The sequence below is a fragment of the Pararoseomonas sp. SCSIO 73927 genome (assembly GCF_037040815.1).
Classification (GTDB): domain Bacteria; phylum Pseudomonadota; class Alphaproteobacteria; order Acetobacterales; family Acetobacteraceae; genus Roseomonas.
Genome location: NZ_CP146232.1, coordinates 4,732,876 through 4,753,888 on the forward strand (window position 1 = coordinate 4,732,876; position 21,013 = coordinate 4,753,888).

A 21,013-nucleotide genomic window follows, 5' to 3' on the forward strand; every position below is an offset into this window, starting at 1 on the left:
CGCTTCCTGGGCGCCGTGCGAGGCGCCCAGGAAACGGAAACGCCGATGCCGAACGATGCCGCCCGCCCCTTCCGCTACCCCGTGCCCGAGCTGGCGGAGCTGCCGGACGACATCCGGGAGAAGATCCTGGCGGTGCAGGAGAAGGCGGGCTTCGTGCCCAACGTCTTCCTGCTGCTCGCACGCCGCCCGGCAGAGTTCCGCGCCTTCGTCGCCTACCACGACGCGCTGATGGAGAAGCGCGAGGGGCTGACGATCGCCGAGCGCGAGATGATCGTCGTCGCCGTCTCCGCCGCCCATTCCTGCCAGTACTGCGTGGTGGCGCACGGGGCGATCCTGCGCGTGCGGGCGAAGGACCCGCTGATCGCGGACCTCGTCGCCACCAACTACCGCAAGGCCGGGCTCCCGCCGCGCCATCGCGCAATGCTGGACTACGCGCTGAAGGTCGGCACGCAGTCCCACCTGGTGGGCGACGCCGACCACGCCGCGCTGGCGGAGGCCGGCTTCACCGAGGACGAGGCCTGGGACATTGGGGCCATTGCCGCCTTTTTCTCCATGTCCAACCGCCTGGCCAACGCCACGGACCTGCGGCCGAACCGGGAGTTCCACGCGCTCGGGCGGTAGGGCCTCAGTCCTCCACCGTCTCGTGCGCCCCGGCAGCCCCCAGGCGCCAGTAGCCGGCGGCCTTTAACCGCTCTTTCGGAAGCCCGTGGCGCTCTGTCAGTACGCGGCGCAGCCCGCGGGCCACCCCGATCTCGGCGGCGACCCAGGCGTAGCCGCTGCCGGGCGGAAGCGTGACGGCCTCCAGGGCCGCCGTCAGCCGCCCAGGATCGCCGGCGGGCGCGCCCTCGCGGCTGAGCCAGGTCACGTCCAGCCCCGCGCGCTCCGGCAGGGGCTGGCGCTCCGCCCCGTCCGCCACCTCGATCAAGGCGATCACCCGTGCGGTCGCCGGCAGTTCCTCGATCCGGCGGGAAATGGCGGGGATCGCCGTCTCGTCCCCGGCCAGCAGGTACCAGTCCAGATCGTCCGGCAGGATGAAGGAGCCCTTCGGGCCACCCACGCCCAGCCTGTCGCCCGGCGCAGCGGCGGCCGCCCACTCCGTGGCCGGGCCGGATTCGTGCAGGGCGAAGTCGATGGAGAGCTCGCCCGCCGCTTGGTCATGGCGCCGTGGCGTGTAGTCCCGGGCGATCGGACGCGGCCTGCCCTCCGGCAGCACCGGGCCGTTCGGCCCGAAATCCGGCATGGAGGGCTCCGCCTCGCCCGGGGCGGGGAAGAACAGCTTCACGTGGTCGTCGAAGCCGGGGCTGGCGAAGCCCGCGAGGTCCTCGCCGCCGAGCGTCACGCGGATCATGCGCGGGGTGATGCGCTCCACCCGCCGCACCGTCAGCAGGCGCCGCCGCAACTCGTGGCGGACGCGGTGGCCCAGCTTTCCTGCGGTTGCGCTCATCAGGTCCGCTCCACCTTCAAGGCCACCTCGTCGATCATCGCCACCATCCCGTGCAGCTGCTCCTGCGTCAGGGGGCCGCGCGAAAGGCGCATCCGCAGCGCGTTGCGCAGGTTGTGCACGGCCCGCTTGAGCTGCAGGACGGAGCCGTCCGGCCCGTCCCCAGCCAGGGCGTCCATGCGGGCAAAGAGGGCTTCCGCCTCCGCCCGGCTGCCGGCCAGGGCCGCCTCGCCCTCGGGCGTGACCGCGTAGAGCTTTCGGCCGCCCTCGGTGGACCGCACCGCGATCTGGCCCAACTCCTCCAGCAGCGTGAGCGTCGGGTAGACCACGCCGGGGCTCGGGGAATAGGCCCCGGCCAGGCGCTCCTCGATGTCCTTGATGATCTCGTAGCCGTGCCGCGGCCGCTCCGCGATCAGGCGCAGGATGACAAGGCGCAGATCGCCGGTCTCGAAGAAACGCCCGCTGCGCCCGCCACGGCCGTGACGGCGATCCTCCAGAGAATGGGGGGTGTCGCGGTGGTAGCGGCGCCCGGCCGAGTGGCCGCAGCGATGGTGGAACAGGTTCATGGCGGAAGTCCTTGCAGACGACTTAGATATATCGGATCGCTGTGTTTAGATATATCTGGAATATTCCCTCTGCAAGCCCTCTCACGTCTCTTGGCCCCGAAGCCACCTCGACCCTATCAAGGCGGATGCGGCAGCCTTCACCCGACTCTCCCGTATCCTGGCGCCGCGCCGCCCAGGGCGATGAAGGCCGATGAAGATCCCTGCCGAAGGCGCCGGTACCTCCGCCCTCACCGCCGACCGCCGCCTCTTTCGGGAGCTCTACTACCGGGACACGGACCGGGCGGTGCGCTTCCGCTACGGGCTGCTGGTGCTGGACGCGGTGACCCTGGTCTTCATCGTTTCCACCTCCTTCATCCCGCGCAGCACGGCGCTGGAGGTGGCGGACACCCTTTTCGGCACGGTCCTTGTGGCGGAGTTCCTGGCCCGGCTACGCGCCAGCCCGCGGCCCTGGCGGGAGCTGGCCCAGCCCGTCACCATCGCCGATGCGGTCGCGGTGCTCTGCTTCCTCATCCCCGGGCTCGGGGCGGCGGCGGGGTTCCTCCGGGCGCTGCGGGTGCTCCGGCTTCTCCGCTCCCGCCGCATCCTGGTGCGGCTCCGCCGGGACGTCCCGGCCTTTCGCCGGAACGAGGACGCGGTGATCGCCGCGACCGACCTCGCCGTCTTCATCTTCATCATGACGGGGCTGGTCTACGAGACCCAGCACCGGTCCAACCCGGACATCCGGGACTACGCGGACTCGCTCTACTTCACCGTCACCGCCCTCACCACCACGGGGTTCGGGGACATCACCCTGCCCGGGCGCGGCGGGCGGCTGCTGACCGTGCTGATCATGTTCTGCGGCGTCACCCTGTTCCTGCGCCTGGCCCAGTCCCTCTTCCGCCCCTCCAAGGTGCGCTATCCCTGCCCGGAATGCGGGCTGCAGCGGCACGAGCCGGACGCGGTGCACTGCAAGGCCTGCGGCCATATCCTTGGCATCCCGGACGAGGGCACGTGATCGCGGGCGGACCGGGCGCGCCAAGCTTGGCCTGGGGCCCCGCCTGCCTTATCTGAGGGGCTGAAATCGCACCCGGAGTGGCCGGGGCGGCCCTTTCCGCCCCCCGGCCCGGAACCAGATGACCGACACGCCCCTCGACCGCATCCGCAACTTCTCGATCATCGCCCATATCGACCACGGCAAGTCCACCCTGGCGGACCGCCTGATCCAGAACACCGGCGCCCTCTCCTCCCGCGAGATGACGGAGCAGGTGCTGGACAACATGGACATCGAGAAGGAGCGGGGGATCACCATCAAGGCGCAGACCGTGCGCCTGAACTACCGCGCCCAGGACGGGCAGGACTATGTCCTGAACCTCATGGACACGCCGGGCCACGTGGATTTCGCCTACGAGGTCTCCCGGTCGCTGGCCGCCTGCGAGGGGTCGCTGCTGGTGGTCGACGCCTCCCAGGGCGTAGAGGCCCAGACCCTGGCGAACGTGTACCAGGCGCTCGATGCCGGGCACGAGATCGTCCCCATCCTGAACAAGGTGGACCTGCCGGCCGCCGAGCCGGACCGGGTGAAGGGGCAGATCGAGGACGTGGTGGGCCTGCCCGCCGACGACGCCGTGATGATCTCCGCGAAGACCGGGCTGAACATCGAGGGCGTGCTCGAGGCGATCGTCACCCGCCTGCCCCCGCCCAAGGGCGATGCTGCCGCGCCGACGAAGGCGCTGCTGGTGGACAGCTGGTACGACCCCTACCTCGGCGTGGTCATCCTCGTCCGCGTCAAGGACGGGCATCTCCGAAAGGGCCAGAAGATCCGCATGATGGCGGAGGGCTCCACGCACGTGGTGGAGCAGGTCGGCGTCTTCCGACCGAAGATGCAGGTCGTGGAGAGCCTCGGGCCGGGCGAGATGGGCTACATCACCGCGGCCATCAAGACCGTGGCGGACACCAATGTCGGCGACACCATCACCGACGACCGCAGCCCCGCCACCGAGGCGCTGGCCGGCTTCAAGCCCTCCATCCCCGTGGTGTGGTGCGGCCTCTACCCCGTGGACGCGGACGATTTCGAGAAGCTGCGCGACAGCCTGGCGAAGCTGCGCCTGAACGACGCATCCTTCCACTTCGAGGCGGAGAGCAGCGCGGCGCTCGGCTTCGGCTATCGCTGCGGCTTCCTCGGGCTGCTGCACCTGGAGATCATCCAGGAGCGCCTGTCCCGCGAGTTCGACCTCGACCTGATCGCGACGGCGCCGAGCGTGGTGTACAAGCTGAAGATGACGAACGGGGAGGAGCGCGACCTCCACAACCCGGCCGACATGCCGGACGTGGTCTCGATCGATACGATCCAGGAGCCCTGGATCAAGGCCACGATCTTCGTGCCGGACGAGTACCTCGGCAACATCCTCACCCTGTGCAGCGAGCGGCGCGGGCAGCAGGTGGAGCTGACCTATGTCGGCAGCCGCGCCATGGCCGTGTACCGCCTGCCGCTGAACGAGGTGGTCTTCGACTTCTACGACCGGCTCAAGTCCATCTCCCGCGGCTATGCCAGCTTCGACTATGCGATGGACGGGTACGAGGAGGGCGACCTCGTGAAGATCGGTATCCTCGTGAACAACGAGCCGGTGGACGCCCTCTCCTTCATGGCCCACCGCTCCCAGGCGGAGCGGCGGGGGCGCTCGATCTGCGAGAAGCTGAAGGACCTGATCCCCCGCCAGCTCTTCAAGATTCCCATCCAGGCCGCGATCGGCGGGCGGGTGATCGCGCGCGAGACGATCGGGGCGATCTCGAAGGACGTGACCGCCAAGTGCTACGGCGGCGACATCAGCCGCAAGCGCAAGCTCCTCGACAAGCAGAAGGAGGGCAAGAAGCGCATGCGGCAGTTCGGCAAGGTGGAGATCCCCCAGAGCGCCTTTATCGCCGCCCTGAAGATGGATTCCTGAGCCGCCGGCCCGGGGAGCGGGTCCGGGGCGCGCGATTGCGCTTCCCGTAATCCGCTTGACATCCGGGCCTGAATCCTGCGACCGCCCGTCTCATAAACGGGAGTTCACGTTCATGACCGAGACGACGCGCCGCCGCGCCCTCCTTGCCGGCGCCGCCCTGGCCGCCCCTGCCCTGGCGCCCCGCATGGCCGGCGCGCAGGGCGCCTATCCGAACAAGCCCATCTCCATGATCATCCCCTTCGCGGCCGGCGGCCCGACGGATGTCGTCGCCCGCCTCTGCGCCGAGGTGATGGGGCGCGACCTCGGCCAGACGATCGTGGTGGAGAATGTGGGCGGGGCCGGCGGCACGCTCGGCGCCCAGCGCGTCGCCCAGGCCCGGCCGGACGGCTACACCATCCTCTGCCACCACATCGGCATGGGCACCACGCCCTCCCTCTACCGCCGCCTCGCCTACGACGCGGTGAACGGCTTCGAGACCATCGGCCTCATCACCGAGGTGCCGATGACGATCATCGCGAAGAAGGACTTCCCGGCGAACAGCCTGGCGGAGCTGGTGCAGGTGCTGAAGCAGCGCGGGCAAGGCGTGAACCTCGCCAATGCCGGCGTCGGCGCCGCCTCCCACATCTGCGGCCTGCTCTTCCAGTCCGCCATCCAGACGCAGCTCACCACCGTCCCCTACCGCGGCACGGCACCCGCCATGACGGACCTGATGGGCGGCACGGTGGACGTGATGTGCGACCAGACCACCAACACGACCCAGGCCATCCAGGCCGGCTCGGTGCGCGCCTTCGCCGTCACCACCTCCACCCGCAACGCCGCCCTGCCGAACGTGCCGACCGCGGCCGAGGCCGGGCTTCCCGGGTTCGAGGTCTCCGTCTGGCACGGGCTCTACGCGCCGAAGGGCACGGACGCGGCGATCACCGCCCGCCTCTCCAAGGCCCTGCAGGTCGCGCTCGCGGATGAGCGGCTGAAGACCCGCTTCGCGGAGCTTGGCACCACCCCGGTCTCGGCGGAGCAGGCGACGCCGGAGGCCCACCGCCGCTACTGGCAGGCGGATATCGCGAAGTGGCGCCCGATCATCCAGGCCGCCGGCCAGTACGCGGACTGAGGCCGGGCAGCGCGCGCGGGGCCGGGCTTCTCGCTTCCGCCCCGCACGCCGATTCACATTGGTTAGGCTGGGCGGGACGGTCGGCGCCGATCCTTGGACCAAGGTGCAACCGTTGCGTGTCACGTGCCGTAATGACCCCCCGCCTCCCTTGACAGGGTGGCGGGCCGGCGCCACCCCGGGAGCAACGGGGAACAGGCCGCGCGCTGCGCCGGCGAGTGGGAGAGTCTGCATGGCAAGCCTCGCGGGGCGGCGCGTTCTGGTGGTCGAGGACGAGACCCTCGTCGCCATGCTCGTGGAGGACACGCTGGCCGATGCCGGCGCCGTGGTGCTGGGCCCCGTGGCCACGGTGGCCGAGGCCCTGAACCTCCTCGGCTCGGAGCGGCCCGACGTTGCCGTGCTGGACCTGAACCTTGCCGGCGAGACATCGGAGCCCGTGGCGGACCGGCTGGCCGCCATGTCCGTGCCCTTCGTCGTCGCCTCCGGCTACGGCGCGGCGGGGTTGCCGCAGCGCCTCACGGGCGTGCCGGTGCTCGCCAAGCCCTACGCGCCGGAGGACCTGACGGCCGCCCTGGCGAAGCTGCCGACGGCCTGATCCAGGGGCGGGCGCCAGGCGGCGCATCGCCGTTCTGCCGCGGCGCAGGTCTTGCTAACCTCCTGCGCATGACCGCTGGCCCGATTGCCTTCACGCTGAACGGCGCGCCCCGCGCCCTGCCCCCGGGCACCTCCCCCACCCTCACCTTGCTCGACTGGCTGCGCGGCCCCGCCGGGCTCACCGGCACGAAAGAGGGTTGCGCCGAGGGCGATTGCGGCGCCTGCACCGTGGTGATCGAGGAGGCGGACGGCGCCCGCGTGCCGATCAACGCCTGCCTTGCGCTGCTCGGGCAGGTGCATGGCCGCAGCATCCGCACCGTGGAAGGCCTGCGCGGCGCCGCCGGCGGCCCGCACCCCGTGCAGAGCGCGCTGGCGGAGGCCGACGCGACCCAGTGCGGCTTTTGCACCCCGGGCATCGTGATGACGGCCTGGGCCCATGCCCGGGAGGGCGGAGACCCGCACGAGGCGTTGGCCGGGAATCTCTGCCGCTGCACGGGCTACCGCCCGATACTGGAGGCGTTCGAGGCGCTGCGGGACGACGCCGCCCCGCCAGCCGCCCCGCCCGCTGCCCCCGCCACGGTTCTGCAGGCGCCGGGCCAGCTCTTCCACCGTCCCGCGACGCTGGAGGAGCTCGTCGCCCTGCGCGCGGCCCGACCGGAGGCCTGGTTGCTGGCCGGGGGCACCGATCTCGGACTGCGGGTTTCGGAGCGCCGGGAAGTACCGCCGGAGGTGATCCTCCTCTCCGACGTGCCGGAGCTGCGGGGAATCGAGGTGTCGCCGCAGGGGATCCGGATCGGCGCCGCGGAAACATACCGCCGGCTGCTGGATGCCTGCTCGGCCGATCGCGCCTTCCTGCCCCTGGCGGGCCTGCTGCGCCGCCTGGGATCGCGCCAGATCCGGGGGATGGGCACGCTCGGCGGCAATCTCGGCACGGCATCCCCCATCGGCGACGCGCTGCCGCCCCTCATCGCCCTCGGCGCCACGCTTCGAATCGCCGGGCCGGACGGGTGGCGCGAGATGGCGGTGGAGGACTTCCTCACCGGCTATCGGACGAACGCGCTGGTGCCCGGCGAGGTGATCCGGGACGTGTTCATCCCCCGCCCGCCCGAGGGCGCGCTCTTCGCCGCGGAGAAGCTGTCCAAGCGGCCGGACCAGGACATCAGCACGGTCGGCCTCTCCGCCGTGATCGCGTTGGAGGGGGCGCGCGTGGCCCGCGTCCGGATCGCCCTCGGCGGCATCGGCCCGCGCGCCGCCCGCTGCGTCCCGGCCGAGGCGGCCCTGGACGGCCGGCCCTGGACCCGGGAGACGGTGGAGGCCGCCGCGGCCGCCCTGGAAGGCGCCATCGCTCCGCTCTCGGATCTGCGGGGCAGTGCGGAGTACCGGCGCCTCGCGGCGGGGAACCTGCTGCGAAGGCTCTGGCACCGGCGCGAGGAGGCGGCCTGATGGACGCCACCCGCCACACCGGTCCGGGCGCCTCCCTGCGCCAGGACAGCGCCCTGAAGCACGCGACCGGCGAGGCGCGCTTCGCCGACGACCTGCCGATGCCCCCCGCCCTGCTGCACGCGGCCCTCGTCCTCTCCCCCGTCGCGCACGGGCGGCTGGCGCCGATCGACCTCTCCCCTGCCCTCGCCCTGCCGGGCGTGGTGGCGGCGATCGGCCCGGGCGACATTCCCGGCCGCAACGACATCGCCCAGCCCCGGCGCGCGCCGGAGCACATGCTGGCGGAGGGGCTGGTGGAGTACTGGGGCCAGCCCCTGGCCGTGGTGGTCGCCGAGACGCGCGACGCCGCCCTCGCCGCCGCCGCCGCCGTGCGGCCGGTGATCGAGCCGCTGCGCCCCGTGCTGTCCGTGGAGGAGGCGCTGGACGCCGGCGCCTTCCTCTTCCCGCCCATGGTCATGGCGCGCGGCGACGCGGCCTCCGCCCTTGCCGCCGCCCCGCGCCGCATCTCCGGCACGTTCCGCGCGGGCGGGCAGGAACACTTCTACCTCGAGGGCCAGGTCGCCCTCGCCATCCCCGGCGAGGACGGGGACCTGACGATCCATTCCTCGACCCAGAACCCCACGGAGGTGCAGGTGATGGCCGCCCGCGTGCTGGGCTGCGACCAGAACCGCGTCGCCGTGCAGGTACGACGCCTGGGCGGCGGCTTCGGCGGGAAGGAGAGCAACGCGTCCTGGGTGGCGGCCTGCGCGGCGGTCGCGGCGCAGCGGACCGGGCGGCCGGTGAAGCTGCGGCTGGGGCGCAAGCAGGACATCGCGGCCACGGGCAAGCGCCACCCCTTCCTTTACCGCTGGAGCGCCGGATTCGACGACACCGGCCGCATCCTGGCGCTGGAGGCCACCATGGCCGCCGATGGCGGGCACAGCGTCGACCTCTCGGGCGGCGTGGTGTTCCGCAGCGTCACCCACGGGCTGAACGTGATCGACGTGCCTGACGTGACGATCACCGGCGTGGCCTGCAAGACCAACACCGTCTCCAACACCGCCTTCCGCGGCTTCGGCGGGCCGCAGGGCGTGCTGCTGATGGAAGACGTGACCCACCATGTCGCCCGCGCCCTCGGCACCACGCAGGAGGCGGTGCGGGAGCGCAACCTGGCGGGCGGCGGGAACGACGCCGTCACGCCCTACGGCCAGGCGCTGGAGGGCGATCTCCTCCGGCGGGTCTGGGCGGAGTGCCGGGACGGCGCGGAGTGGGACCGCCGCCGCGCGGAGGTGGACGCCTTCAACGCGCGAAACGAGGTGGTGCGCCGCGGCCTCGGCAGCTTCCTGCTGGCCTTCGGCATCTCCTTCGGAATCATGTCCATGAACCAGGCCGGCGCCCTGGTCCACGTGTACGAGGACGGCTCCATCCGCCTGAACCACGGCGGGACGGAGATGGGCCAGGGCCTGTTCATCAAGGTCGCGCAGGTCGTGGCCGGCGTCTTCGGCGTGCCGGTGGAGCGGGTGCGGATCACCGCGACCTCCACGGCGGAGGTTCCGAACACCGCCCCCACCGCCGCCAGCACGGGCACGGACCTGAACGGCTGGGCCGCGCAGATCGCGGCCACCACCATCCGCACCCGCATGGCCGAGCAGGCCGCCGCCGACTGGGGCGTGGTGCCCGAGGAGGTACGCTTCGAGGAGGACGAGGTCTTCGCGGGCAACCACCGCATCGGCTTCGGGGAGCTGGCGCATCGCTGCGTGGCGAACCGCGTCTCCCTCTCGCAGACGGGCTTCTACAAGACCCCGGGCATCCACTGGGACCCAGCGGCGATGAAGGGGGAGCCGTTCTTCTACTTCTCCTACGGCGCCGCGATCGCGGAGGTGCAGCTGGACCTGCTGACGGGGGAACACCGGCTGCTGCGCGCGGACCTCGTCCAGGATTGCGGCCGTTCCCTGAACCCCTCCGTCGATCGCGGGCAGATCGAGGGCGCCTTCGTCCAGGGGCTGGGCTGGCTGACCTGCGAGGAGCTGTGGTGGGACGCGGAGGGGCGGCTGCGGACCCTCGGGCCCTCCACCTACAAGATCCCCGGTTCCCGCGACGTGCCGCCCGTGTTCAACGTGCGGCTGCTGGAGGGCGCGCCGGCCCGGGCGGACACGATCTTCCGCTCCAAGGCGGTGGGCGAGCCGCCGCTGATGCTCGCGACAGCCGTGTGGAACGCGCTGCGGGACGCGGCCGGGGCGGACCGGCTGGACCTGCCCGCTACGCCGGAGCGCCTGCTGATGGCGGCGCGCGCCGCCCAGGGCTGACCGGGCCGGCTTGCGGGCCGGCCCCCGCCCCCATACCGTCGCCCTGAACCCGCCACGCCGAGCGGACAGGGGGAATGCCCATGAGCAACAGCTTCCGCGGCCTTGACTTCGGCCTTGGCGAGACGGCCGAAGCGCTGCGCGAGCAGGTAGCCGCCTTCGCCGGCGACGAGATCGCCCCGCGGGCGGCGGAGATCGACCGCAGCAACGACTTCCCGATGGACCTCTGGCGCAAGTTCGGCGACCTCGGCCTTCTCGGGATCACAGCGCCGGAGGAGTATGGCGGCGCCGCCATGGGCTACCTGGAGCACGTGGTCGCGATGGAGGAGCTGAGCCGCGCGAGCGCGAGCGTAGCCCTCTCCTACGGCGCGCACTCCAACCTCTGCGTGAACCAGATCACCCGCAACGGGAACGAGGAGCAGCGGCGGCGCTACCTGCCGAAGCTCATCTCCGGCGAGTATGTCGGGGCGCTGGCCATGAGCGAGCCGGGGGCGGGGTCGGACGTGGTCTCCATGCGCACGCGGGCGGAGCGCAAGGGCGACCGCTACGTGCTGAACGGCAGCAAGATGTGGATCACCAACGGCCCGGACGCGGACGTGCTGGTGGTCTACGCCAAGACCGATCCGGCGGCCGGCCCGCGCGGCATGACGGCCTTCCTCGTCGAGAAGGGCTTCAAGGGCTTCTCCACCGCGCAGAAGCTGGACAAGCTGGGCATGCGCGGCTCCAACACCGGCGAGCTCGTCTTCGAGGACTGCGAGGTGCCCGAGGAGAACGTGCTCGGCGCGGAAGGGCGCGGCGTGAACGTGCTGATGTCCGGCCTGGACTACGAGCGCGCGGTGCTCGCCGGCGGTCCCACCGGCATCATGCAGGCCTGCATGGACGTGGTGATCCCCTACGTCCACGATCGCCAGCAGTTCGGCCAGCCCATCGGCACCTTCCAGCTCATGCAGGGCAAGCTGGCCGACATGTACACGGTGATGAACGCCGCGAAATCCTACGTCTACGCCGTGGCGCGCGCCTGCGACCGCGGTCAGACCACGCGCAAGGACGCGGCGGGCGCCATCCTCTACTCCGCCGAGAAGGCGACCTGGATGGCGCTGGAGGCCATCCAGTGCCTCGGCGGCAACGGCTACATCAACGACTACCCGACCGGCCGCCTGCTGCGCGACGCCAAGCTCTACGAGATTGGCGCCGGCACCAGCGAGATCCGCCGGATGCTGATCGGGCGGGAGCTCTTCAACGAAACGGCCTAGCGCGCGGCGGGAGACAGCCTAGCGCGCTGAACGCGCGGCGGGCCGCCCGCCGCGCACCAGGGACTCGCAGCGATTGTCCTCGCCGGTCCCGAACTGGATGGTGGGCAGAAGCCCGGCGACGGGCGCCACCAGCGCCGCCAGCCCGCCGATGATCCCGCCGCGCGCCGCCAACTCCGTCATGTCCGGCCCGACATCGGGGTTGCGGAAGCTGCCGTCGATGAGGATGGAGGTGGGGATCGCGCCGATCGTGAAGGATTTGGAATCGCTCCGCAGGCGCACGTTCAGCGCCTCCCGCGCGATGTTCACGTTCCCCGTGGCGTTCACGATCACGTCCTCCGTATCGACGATGACCGTCCGCAGGTTCGCGTTCCCCCGCTGCAGCACGACGTTACCGACGAAGCACTGCACCGTGGTGCGCCCGGGCACGCCGAGGGCGGAGAGGACCGCGTTGCCGATCCGTAGGCCCGAGAGGTCCACCAGAAGGGCGGAGAGGTTGCCGCCGGACATGCCGAGCGTCACCTCGCCGTTGCCGCTGCCGAGGATGTCGGCGAAGGACCGCCCCGTGCCGTCGATGCGCGCCCGCCCGTTGATCCGGCCCGCGCCCTCGAAGGTGTTGGTGGCCTGCATGAGGCGGGACACGTCCAGGCGCTGGAACTGCACGTCGGCGCGGGCGTGCAGCCGGTTCCCTTCCTGCGGGGTGAGCGCGATGTTGCCGGAGATCTGCCCGGTGCCGACACCGACCGCCAGAGGCTGCAGGGTGATGGCGCCGTCCTTCACCTCCATCGCCGCGCGCATGTTGTCGAAGGGGATGTTGCGCCCGACGATGTCGTCCGCCCGGTAGTTCAGGCGCACGTTGGCCGCGTCGATCTTGGGGAAGTTGATCGGGTCGTCCGGCAGCACGCGGCCGCGGGACTCGTTCCGCGCCACCTCGCGCCGCTGCTGCGGGCTCTGGCCGCGCGTCGAGGCACGGCCAGGCTCCTCGCCGATGAAGCCGCCGAGATCGGCGAAGTCCACGCGGCGGGACCGCAGGTCGGCCTCGACAAAGGGCTTCTCCTCGCCGGTCGTGACCGTGATCGTGCCGGAGAGGTCGCTGTTGCCCATGCGGCCGTTGAAGTCGCGGAAGCGTACCCGGCCGTCCACGTAGTCCAGCTGCCCGGCGATCTGGTAGTTCGGCGTCTTCGGGATCGGCACCCCGGTCAGCGGCTGCAGCAGCCCCATGTCGGGCCCGCGCAGCTCCAGGCGGATGTTGGCGCCCTGCAGCTCCAGCGGGTTCTGCAGCGTGCCGTTGAGGCTCACCCGCGTCGGGCCGTTGGCGATCTGCATTTCGATCGGCCAGGGCTTTCCCGTCTCCTGCAGCGCCAGCACGGCGCCGCCGAGCGCGGTGCCTGCGATGGGCTGGCCGGCATAGGTGCCGCGCGCCTCCACCGCGATGCGGGGCTGCTCGGTCTCCTCGTCCCGCGTGGCGATCGCCATCTGGAAGTCGGCCCTCAGGCTCGGGATGGCCACGCGGGCCTGGCCCTCCACGATCCGCAGCAGCCCGATCCGGGGCGCGGCGGAGGGGCTGTCCGGCGGCGGCGCGGGCTGGCTCTCGCCCGCCGGCTTGCCCGTGCTGAACGCGTAGTTGGTGCGGCCGTCCTCCAGCGCGCGGGCCTCCACCACCGGGCGGGTCACCTCGATGGCAGGGATGACGATGGCGCGGTCATTCCAGTAGGCCATCACGTCCAGCCGGGCCATGAGGCGCTCGGCCCGGGCGAATGGCGGGTCCTCGGGGAAGCCGTCGGGGTTGGCCACGCGCACGCCGTCCGCCGAGACCTCAGTCACGCGGCCCAGGCGGACATGCAGGTGCTCGATCGTCACCTTGCGGCCCAGCGCCGCCGAGGCGCGGGACTCCGCCAGGGGAATGAACCAGTCCCAGGACCAGAAGATCACCAGCAGCGCGACCAGGACGGCGGGAACCCCGGTCCAGATCATCCAGCGCGGTACCCGTCGCGTCGCCATGCGGTCCCTCCGCTCCATCCGGCCGCACGGCCTCCGCCTATAGCGCGCGAGGCGGCCCAGGGTTCACCCGGAAAGGGGCCGGAGGTGGCGCGGGGGGGTTAGATCACCCCCGCCCGCAGCAGGTCGTGCAGGTGGATGATCCCGACAGGCCGGTTGTCCTCCACGACGAAGAGGCTGGTGATCTTGGCGTCCTGCAGCCTGGCGAGCGCCTCCTCCGCCATGGCGTCGCGCCCGATCACGCGGGGGGCCCGGCCCATCACGTCGGTCACCCGCTCGTTCGCGAAGCCCCGGGCGAAGGCGCGGCGCAGGTCGCCATCGGTCACCACGCCGACGAGGGCGCCGGCCGGGTTCACCACCGCCGTCACGCCGAAGTGCTTGCGCGTCATCTCCACGATCGCGTCGGAGAGGGTGGCTCCCTCCCGCACCAGCGGCACGTCCGCGCCGGAGTGCATGAGGTCGCCGACCTTTCGCAGCCGGGAGCCGAGCTTCCCGCCGGGGTGGAACTGCCGGAAGTCGCTGGCGGTGAAGCCGCGCATCGAGAGGAGCGCCACCGCGAGCGCGTCCCCGATCGCCATCTGCATGGTGGTGGAGGTGGTGGGGGCGAGCCCGTTGGGGCAGGCCTCCGGCATCACCGGCAGCACCAGCGGTAGGTCCGCCGCGGCCCCCAGCGCGCTCCCGGCCCGGGAGGTGATGGCGAGCAGGAGCACGCCGAAGCGGCGCGTGTAGGCGATGATGTCCGAGAGCTCCGGCGCCTCCCCGGACCAGGAGATGGCGAGCACCGCGTCCTCGGGCCGGATCATGCCGAGGTCGCCGTGGCTCGCCTCGCCGGGGTGGACGAAGTAGGCGGAGGTGCCGGTGGAGGCGAGGGTGGCGGCAATCTTCCGCCCGACATGGCCGGACTTGCCCATCCCCGTCACCATCAGCCGCCCGCCCAGCTCCTGCACGCGCCGGATGCCCTCCGCCGCCCGCTCGAACTGCGCGCCCAGCGGGCCGTCCAGCGCCGCGCGCAGGGCGGAGAGGCCGTTCGCCTCCAGTTCCACCGTGCAGCGCGCCGTCGTCAGCGCGTCGCCGCGGACCTCGACCGGATAGTCCATTCTCAGCCCCCTCGCCGGCCCGTCCTGCGCGGCGCCTCAGGCGCGGACGGGCGATGGCCCGGCCAGAATGCGCCGGGCCTGTTCCAGATCCTCGGGGGTGTCCACGCCGAGCGGCACCTCCCCCACTTCCATCGCGTCGATCCGCATGCCGGCCTCCATCGCGCGCAGCTGCTCCAGCTTCTCCCGCCCCTCGAGGTAGGAGGGCGGCAGGGACACGAAGCGCTCCAGCGCCGCCCGGCGCCAGGCGTAGAGGCCGATATGGTGGTACAGCGGCCCCTCACCCCAGGGCGCGGTCGCGCGGGTGAAGTAGAGGGCACGAAACCGCCCCTCCCCCAGCGGCGAGCCGACCATCTTCACCACGCTCGGCGCGAGCCGCTCCTCCTCCCGCCGGATCGGCGCCACGGCCGTGCCGATCGCCACCTCGGCGTCGGCCAGCGGCAGCGCGGTGGCGCGGACCGTCTCCGGCCGGACCGTCGGCAGGTCCCCCTGGAGGTTGATCACCACGTCGCTGCGGCGGTCCGGGTCGATCCGCCCCAGCGCCTCGTGGATGCGGTCGGAGCCGGAGGGGTGGTCCTCCCGCGTCATCACCGCCTGGCCACCGGCGGCGCGAACGGCCTCCGCGATCGCGGGCGTGTCGGTGGCGACCCAAACCGGCCCCACATCCGCCTCCACCGCCCGCCGCCATACGGCGACGATCATCGGCTCCCCGCAGAGATCGGCCAGCGGCTTGCGCGGCAGGCGCGTGGAGGCGAGGCGCGAGGGGACGAGGACCAGAGGCCTCACGCGGCCGCGCCCAGCTGCGTCTTCGCCAGCCGGTCCATCGCGACAAGGTCGCGCATCAGCCCCTCGAACCTCGAGAGCGGGACCATGTTCGGCCCGTCGGAGGGCGCCCGGTCCGGATCCTCATGCGTCTCGATGAAGAGGCCGGCGACCCCCACCGCCACCGCCGCCCGCGCCAGCACCGGCACGAACTCCCGCTGCCCGCCGGAGCTGCCGCCGAGCCCGCCGGGCTGCTGCACGGAGTGGGTGGCGTCGAACACCACCGGCGCGCCCATTCCCGCCATGATGGGCAGGCCGCGGAAGTCGGAGACGAGGGTGTTGTAGCCGAAGCTCGTGCCGCGATCCGTCAGCAGCACGTTGGGGTTGCCGGCCTTGGTGATCTTGGCCAGCACGTTCCTCATGTCCCAGGGCGCCAGGAACTGGCCCTTCTTCACGTTCACCGCCCGGCCCGTCGCGGCGGCGGCCAGCAGCAGGTCCGTCTGCCGGCAGAGGAAGGCGGGGATCTGCAGGATGTCCACCGCCTCCGCCACCGGGGCGCATTGGGCGGCGTCGTGCACGTCGGTGATGACGGCGAGGCCGAGGCTGTCCCGGATCTCCGCCAGGATCGGCAGGGACCTTTCCATCCCCAGCCCGCGCGGGGCATCGGCGCTGGTGCGGTTCGCCTTGTCGAAGGAGGTCTTGTAGACGAGGCCGAAGCCCACCCGCGCCGCGATCTCCTTCAGCGCCCCTGCCGTCTCCAGCGCGTGGGCGCGGCTCTCCAGCTGGCAGGGGCCGGCAATGACAGCGACCGGTAGACGGTTCCCGAAGCGGGCCGAGCGGGTCTCGACAACGGCGCTGGCCTCTGCGGGGGCGGCTTCGGTCATGCGGTGGCCCTCTCGGCGGTCCTTCGGCGGGGCGCGGGTTGTAGCGCAGCCCGGAACCTGCGCACAGCCGAACCGCCCCGCGCGGCGGGAGGGCCTCCCCCGCAAGGCGGGCGTCCCAGATGCCGGTCAGGCGCCGGTCGGGTACTGGCCGGGTCCCGGGCCCTGAACTCCGGGCCAGGCGGGCGTCAAGTCCGGATCAGGCCGGGATGGGGGCGCACGGCCTGGCTGTCCGGGAAGACCTGCGCGATGGCAGCGGGGTCGAGCTGCAGGTGTTCCACCATCACGCCCGCCAGCACGGCGCGCAGGTCCGTGGTGGGGCGAAGGTCCCGCCCCTCGTGCAGCTGCTCCGGCGCCAGCCCTGGCCAGTCGGCGATCACCCGCCCGCCCTTCAAACGCCCGCCGAGCAGCAGCGCCGCGGTGGCCATGCCGTGATCCGTGCCGCCGGTCCCGTTCAGCCGGGCGGTACGCCCGAACTCCGTCACCACCGCCACCACCGTGTCCGGCCAGACCGGGCCCATGCCCTCCCGCAGCGCGCCCAGGGCGTCGTCCAGCGCGCCCAGCCGGTTCGCAAGGTTGCCGCGCGCCGTCCCCTGGGAGGCGTGGGTGTCCCAGCCGTTCAGCCCCAGCGCGGCGACGCGCGGGCCGTCCGGCCGGGCCATGATCCGGGCCGCGGCCGCGGCCTCCGTCACGAAGTTCGGGCGGCCGCGCACGCGCTCGGCGCCGGGCTGGCCGGGCGGTACCTCCTGCATCATGTGATCCAGCATCGCGCCGGAGCGCAGCGCCTCCGCCAGGCGGGGATCACGCGCCTCGTAGAGGTCCAGCAGCCGCGCCACGAGGTCCTCGTCGGCGTAGCGGAACTGCTGCAGCTGCCAGGTCTCCACCGGGGCCGGGCCCTGCATGATCACCGGCACCACCGGCGCCACCGCCAGGCCCTTTGGCGGCGCGACGCGGCCGGCGCGCGGCAGGGCGACGAGGGCGCGGTTCAGCCAGCCCGTGCGCTCCCCCGTGGTCACGCGCGGAAGCCCGCTCTCAAGCACGTCCTGGCCGTCGAAGTGGGAGCGGCCGCGGTAGGGGGTATGGGCGGCGTGCAGCGCCAGGGCCTCCCCCTCCCGGATCATCCCGAGGAGCTTCGGCATGTTGGCGTGCAGGGCGAACATGCCGTCCAGCGGCACGGAGTCCCCGGCATCCGCCCCCCGCAGGGCCGCAAAGGCGGGGTCTCCCACGGGCTGCAGCATGGAGATGCCGTCCAGCCCGCCGCGCAGGATCACCACCAGCAGCCGGGGATCCCGCCCCGCGGCGCGGGCCAGCCGGGGCAGGTAGGGCCAGGCGAAGAGCGAGCCGAGGCCGCCGAGGACGGCGCGGCGCATCACGGGATGGGTCATGCCTTCGGGACCTCCGGGCGGAAGCGCGGCGGGCGGGCCGCCAGCCCCCGACATGCGTCCGCCGCCGGGTCCATTGCAAGCGCCGCCCGCCGCGCGATGCAAACGGTAACGCGGGACAGACGATGGCAGCGGGTTTCGCTCAGATGAACTGGCCGCGTAGAAAGCCGAGCGCGGGAAGCGGCCGCCAGCTCCGGGGCAGGTCCGCCCGGCGGATAGAGGAGACGCTGTAGTTCGGCAACGGCATCCCCGAGCCCCGCAGGAAGGAGGCATAGGCCCGAACCTGCTGCTCCCGCCAGCTCCGGTCCGCGTCCGCGGCGGCGCGGCTGGCGTGGATCTCGGCGATCCGGGTCTTGCGGCCGATGGCCGCGACCACGGCCCAGAGCCGGTCCTCGCGCGCCCGGCTGAGGCTGAGCACGGGTGCGGGGGGCGCCCCCTCGGCCGTCCCGCTCATGCCCCCGGCCCCTTTGATGAAGCGCCGGTTGATGAAGCGCCGGCCCCGCTGCGCCCGGTTCTCGCGTGCATCCCGGGAATCTGTGGCTGCGTCGAGCCACGTGCAAGGGCTGCGTGCAAGGGCCGCGGGGCGGCCCGGTCCAGCGGCCAACCGCAACGATGTCCCCGCGAAGCCGGTCCGGGAACGCCCTTTGGCCTCAGCCCGCCATCAGGGGCGGCGGCATCGAGGCCGGATCGAGGATCGCGCCCTGCGCCGCGAGCACCCGCCGGACCTCCGCCGGGTCCGCCCCGCCCGGCCCGCCACCCCCATCCGCGAGGAGCGCCGCGGCCACCCCGGCCGCCTGGCCGGTGGCGAAGGCGGTGCCCATGACGCGAAGGGAGGCGCCGGCCTCGCGGTCCCCGTCGGCCGTCCGCCCGGCGGCGAAGAGGTTCGGCGTGTCCGCGCTGATGAGGCAGCGCAGGGGGATGTCGTAGGTGCCGCCCCCTTCCCGCTCCCGCCCCGGCGGGTAGATGAAGCTGCTCTCCAGCGTCTCGCGGTCGTGCCACTCAACGCCCCAGGCGCCGAGGGCCACCGCGTCCTCGAAGCGGCGGCCGGCGGTGATGTCCTGCCATGACAGCTGGAGCCGGCCGTCGATGTGCCGGCTCTCCCGCGTGCCGAAATCCGGGCCGGTGGAGGCGAGGTAGGCGCGCTCCCACCCCGGCAGGGCGCGCAGCGCCTCCAGATAGGCCCAGGCCTGGGCGCGGCCGTCCATCTCGGCCCGGCTCATGCCCAGGGCGTCGCGCGGGTCGTAGCGCTCGCTCGCGAGGTAGCAGACCACGTCGCCGGAGATCGGCAAGCGGGTGACGACGCTGCGCTTCTTCGTCAGCGGGCCGACGCCGCGGGCCATCGCCGCCTCCACCGCCCGCGTCACGGCCTCGGCGGAGACCTCCGCGCCGGGTGCCACTCCACCGAAGCGGGTGCCGAGCGTGCCGAGGTTCACCGCGCCGTTGTTGCCGTAGCGGGTGGAAGCGCCGGCGAAATGGGCCAGGTCGCAATCACCGCTGGCGTCCACGAAGGCGGCGGCCTCCAGCGAGCGGAGGCCGGAATGGTCGGCCACCTCCACTGAGCGGACCAGCCCGCCCTCTCGCCGGGCGGCGGCGACGAAGGAGTGCAGCAGCACCTCCACCCCCGCCTCGCGGCACAGCTCGTCGAGCGCCCGCTTGACCCCTTCCGGGTCGAAGACGACGAAGACGCCGCGGTGGCGCTGCGGGGGCGTCACCGCGCCCCAGCGGCGCAGACGCGCCATCACCTCCTCCGCCACCCCGGCCACAGCCTGCTGCGGGCGCTCCCCGAGGGTGTAGAGGCCGCAATAGGTGAGCACGTTGCGCATCGTGGCCGCGCCACCGAGGCAGCCCGCCGCCTCGACGAGGCCGACGCGCGCGCCCTGGCGCGCCGCGCCCAGGGCTGCACCCACCCCGGCCGAGCCGCCGCCCGCCACCAGCACGTCGTACCGCTCCGGCCCTGTCACGGCGCGCCTCCCCTTCCCTTTCCACCGGGCTAGCCCGCCGCCGAGGCCGCGTCCATCGCCTGCCCTCGGCGGGGCCGTGATGGTGCATCCCTGCGCCGGGCGGCGAAGGAGGCGCGTCGATTGCCCGGCCAGGGCCAGTGCTGCTACTGAGAGCCAATCGCAAACCTGCGATCCTCAGAAGGCAAGGCCAGCAATGCCGACCATCGAAGCGAGCCGCCCCCGCCCGGCGCTCTCCCGCCGCCACCTCCTCGTGCTGCTCGGCGCCGCCGGCGCGGCCGCCCGGATCGGGCCAGCGGCGGCCGCGCCGGCCGTGGAGAGATCCGTGAAGGTGGCGCCGGGCCTCTACGAGATCGCGGTCAGCACCACGACGAACCTCGTCCACGTGGCCAGCGCCGGGACGCGCGGCGGCAACAACGCCAAGGTGCTCGGCCTCGATCCCCGCACGCTCGAGGTGCGCTCCACCATCGAGCTGGGCGCCGACTCCGTGTTCGGCCTGGCGGTGAACGACACGACCGGCACCCTCTTCGGCACGGAGACGCGCGGCGGCCGGCTGGCGGTGTTCGACCTGCGCAGCGGCGCTGTGAAGGCGCGGATCGCCCAGGGCGAGGGCGCGCATGTCCGGCAGGTGGTGGTGGACGAGGCGGGGAACCGCGCCTTCGTCTCCGTCTTCGGCTACCGGGAGAAGCCGAGCGCGATCTGGGTGGTGGACACGGCCGCCAACGCCGTCTCCGCCGTGATCACGGAGGGGCTGGAGGGCGGGATCAGCGGCCTTGCCTATGACCCGGCCGGCGACCGCCTCTTCGCGACGGCGCTGGAGCCGAACGAGGTGGTGGAGGTCAGCCTTTCCCGCCGCGCCGCGGTGCGCCGCTTCGCTTCCGGCGGTGAGGGCGCGATCAACCTGGCCTTCGACGCGGCCGGCGGGCGGCTCTTCGTCACGAACCAGAAGTCCGGCCGCCTCGCGGTGCTGAACGCCGCCTCGGGCCAGCCCATCAAGATGATCGAGACGGGTGCGGGCGCGCTGAGCGTTACCCTCACGCCCGACGGCGCCCTGGCCTACGTGGCCAACCGCGGCGCTGGCACAGTGAGCGTGGTGGATGCGCGCAGCCTGACGGTGACGGCGAACCTGGAGACGGGGACGCATCCGAACACGGTCGCCGTCGACCGGCGCTCCGGCCTCGCCTACGTGACCAACAAGGCCCGAACCGCGCCGCGCGGCTCGGCGCAGCCGGCGCCGGAGGACCCGAACGGCGACACGGTAAGCCTGATCCGCCTCTGAGCATCTGCCTCTGATCTGCCTCCGACACCGGGCGCCACGGCGCCCCCTCTCCGTCGATCGGTA

18 protein-coding genes are annotated in these 21,013 nt (G+C 72.6%); 9 read left to right on the forward strand and 9 right to left on the reverse strand.

Features of this window, described 5'->3' with window-relative positions:
- Positions 1-45 precede the first annotated feature (45 nt).
- Positions 46-621: a peroxidase-related enzyme gene (locus VQH23_RS22360; protein WP_338662875.1), complete on the forward strand. Its 576-nt coding sequence runs from the start codon at positions 46-48 to the stop codon at positions 619-621.
- Positions 622-625: 4 nt separating this feature from the next.
- Here the strand turns inward: VQH23_RS22360 and VQH23_RS22365 are convergent, their stop codons facing one another.
- Complete coding sequence (locus VQH23_RS22365) at positions 626-1,444, reverse strand: siderophore-interacting protein (protein ID WP_338662876.1); 819 nt, start codon at positions 1,442-1,444, stop codon at positions 626-628.
- Positions 1,444-2,007 (reverse strand): PadR family transcriptional regulator, encoded by a 564-nt coding sequence (locus VQH23_RS22370; RefSeq protein ID WP_338662877.1) that lies wholly within the window; start codon positions 2,005-2,007, stop codon positions 1,444-1,446. Before VQH23_RS22370 ends, VQH23_RS22365 begins: the two co-directional genes overlap by 1 nt.
- 190 nt (positions 2,008-2,197) lie before the next feature.
- Here VQH23_RS22370 and VQH23_RS22375 point away from each other — a divergent pair, with 190 nt between their 5' ends.
- The 7 genes from VQH23_RS22375 (at position 2,198) to VQH23_RS22405 (ending at position 11,599) form a co-directional block, all read left to right on the forward strand.
- A complete protein-coding gene (locus VQH23_RS22375) occupies positions 2,198-3,001 on the forward strand; it encodes a potassium channel family protein (RefSeq protein WP_338662878.1) in 804 nt (267 codons plus the stop codon).
- 118 nt (positions 3,002-3,119) lie between these two features.
- Entirely contained in the window at positions 3,120-4,925 is a 1,806-nt protein-coding gene (lepA, locus tag VQH23_RS22380) for a translation elongation factor 4 (protein ID WP_338662879.1), read from the forward strand.
- Positions 4,926-5,037: 112 nt separating this feature from the next.
- Entirely contained in the window at positions 5,038-6,033 is a 996-nt protein-coding gene (locus VQH23_RS22385; protein WP_338662880.1) for a tripartite tricarboxylate transporter substrate binding protein BugD, read from the forward strand.
- Positions 6,034-6,262: 229 nt separating this feature from the next.
- A complete protein-coding gene (locus VQH23_RS22390) occupies positions 6,263-6,625 on the forward strand; it encodes a response regulator (RefSeq protein ID WP_338662881.1) in 363 nt (120 codons plus the stop codon).
- A gap of 68 nt (positions 6,626-6,693) precedes the next feature.
- Positions 6,694-8,067, forward strand: a complete 1,374-nt coding sequence (locus VQH23_RS22395; RefSeq protein WP_338662882.1) for an FAD binding domain-containing protein — start codon at positions 6,694-6,696, stop codon at positions 8,065-8,067.
- Positions 8,067-10,349: a xanthine dehydrogenase molybdopterin binding subunit gene (xdhB, locus tag VQH23_RS22400; RefSeq protein WP_338662883.1), complete on the forward strand. Its 2,283-nt coding sequence runs from the start codon at positions 8,067-8,069 to the stop codon at positions 10,347-10,349. The genes VQH23_RS22395 and xdhB overlap by 1 nt, the downstream gene beginning before the upstream one ends.
- An 80-nt stretch (positions 10,350-10,429) precedes the next feature.
- The gene (locus tag VQH23_RS22405) at positions 10,430-11,599 is read left to right on the forward strand and encodes an isovaleryl-CoA dehydrogenase (protein WP_338662884.1); all 1,170 of its coding nucleotides are present in this window, start codon (positions 10,430-10,432) and stop codon (positions 11,597-11,599) included.
- Between the two features lie 18 nt (positions 11,600-11,617).
- Here VQH23_RS22405 and VQH23_RS22410 read toward each other — a convergent pair whose 3' ends face one another.
- The 7 genes from VQH23_RS22410 to VQH23_RS22440 all read right to left on the reverse strand — a co-directional run bounded on the left by VQH23_RS22410 (position 11,618) and on the right by VQH23_RS22440 (position 19,674).
- Positions 11,618-13,597 carry an AsmA family protein gene (locus VQH23_RS22410; protein WP_338662885.1) on the reverse strand — a complete coding sequence of 660 codons (1,980 nt, stop codon included), beginning with the start codon at positions 13,595-13,597 and terminating at the stop codon, positions 11,618-11,620.
- Positions 13,598-13,695: 98 nt separating this feature from the next.
- Complete coding sequence (locus tag VQH23_RS22415; protein ID WP_338662886.1) at positions 13,696-14,691, reverse strand: KpsF/GutQ family sugar-phosphate isomerase; 996 nt, start codon at positions 14,689-14,691, stop codon at positions 13,696-13,698.
- Positions 14,692-14,727: 36 nt separating this feature from the next.
- On the reverse strand, positions 14,728-15,474 hold the full coding sequence (locus VQH23_RS22420) for a 3-deoxy-manno-octulosonate cytidylyltransferase (protein WP_338662887.1): 747 nt from the start codon (positions 15,472-15,474) through the stop codon (positions 14,728-14,730).
- On the reverse strand, positions 15,471-16,334 hold the full coding sequence (gene kdsA / locus VQH23_RS22425) for a 3-deoxy-8-phosphooctulonate synthase (protein ID WP_338662888.1): 864 nt from the start codon (positions 16,332-16,334) through the stop codon (positions 15,471-15,473). The genes VQH23_RS22420 and kdsA overlap by 4 nt, the downstream gene beginning before the upstream one ends.
- A gap of 185 nt (positions 16,335-16,519) precedes the next feature.
- Positions 16,520-17,716, reverse strand: a complete 1,197-nt coding sequence (locus tag VQH23_RS22430; RefSeq protein ID WP_338662889.1) for a DUF1501 domain-containing protein — start codon at positions 17,714-17,716, stop codon at positions 16,520-16,522.
- 139 nt (positions 17,717-17,855) lie between these two features.
- Entirely contained in the window at positions 17,856-18,167 is a 312-nt protein-coding gene (locus VQH23_RS22435) for a hypothetical protein (RefSeq protein ID WP_338662890.1), read from the reverse strand.
- Positions 18,168-18,363: 196 nt separating this feature from the next.
- Positions 18,364-19,674: an FAD-dependent oxidoreductase gene (locus VQH23_RS22440; protein WP_338662891.1), complete on the reverse strand. Its 1,311-nt coding sequence runs from the start codon at positions 19,672-19,674 to the stop codon at positions 18,364-18,366.
- 193 nt (positions 19,675-19,867) lie between these two features.
- Here VQH23_RS22440 and VQH23_RS22445 point away from each other — a divergent pair, with 193 nt between their 5' ends.
- Positions 19,868-20,950, forward strand: a complete 1,083-nt coding sequence (locus VQH23_RS22445; protein WP_338662892.1) for a YncE family protein — start codon at positions 19,868-19,870, stop codon at positions 20,948-20,950.
- Positions 20,951-21,013: the final 63 nt, after the last annotated feature.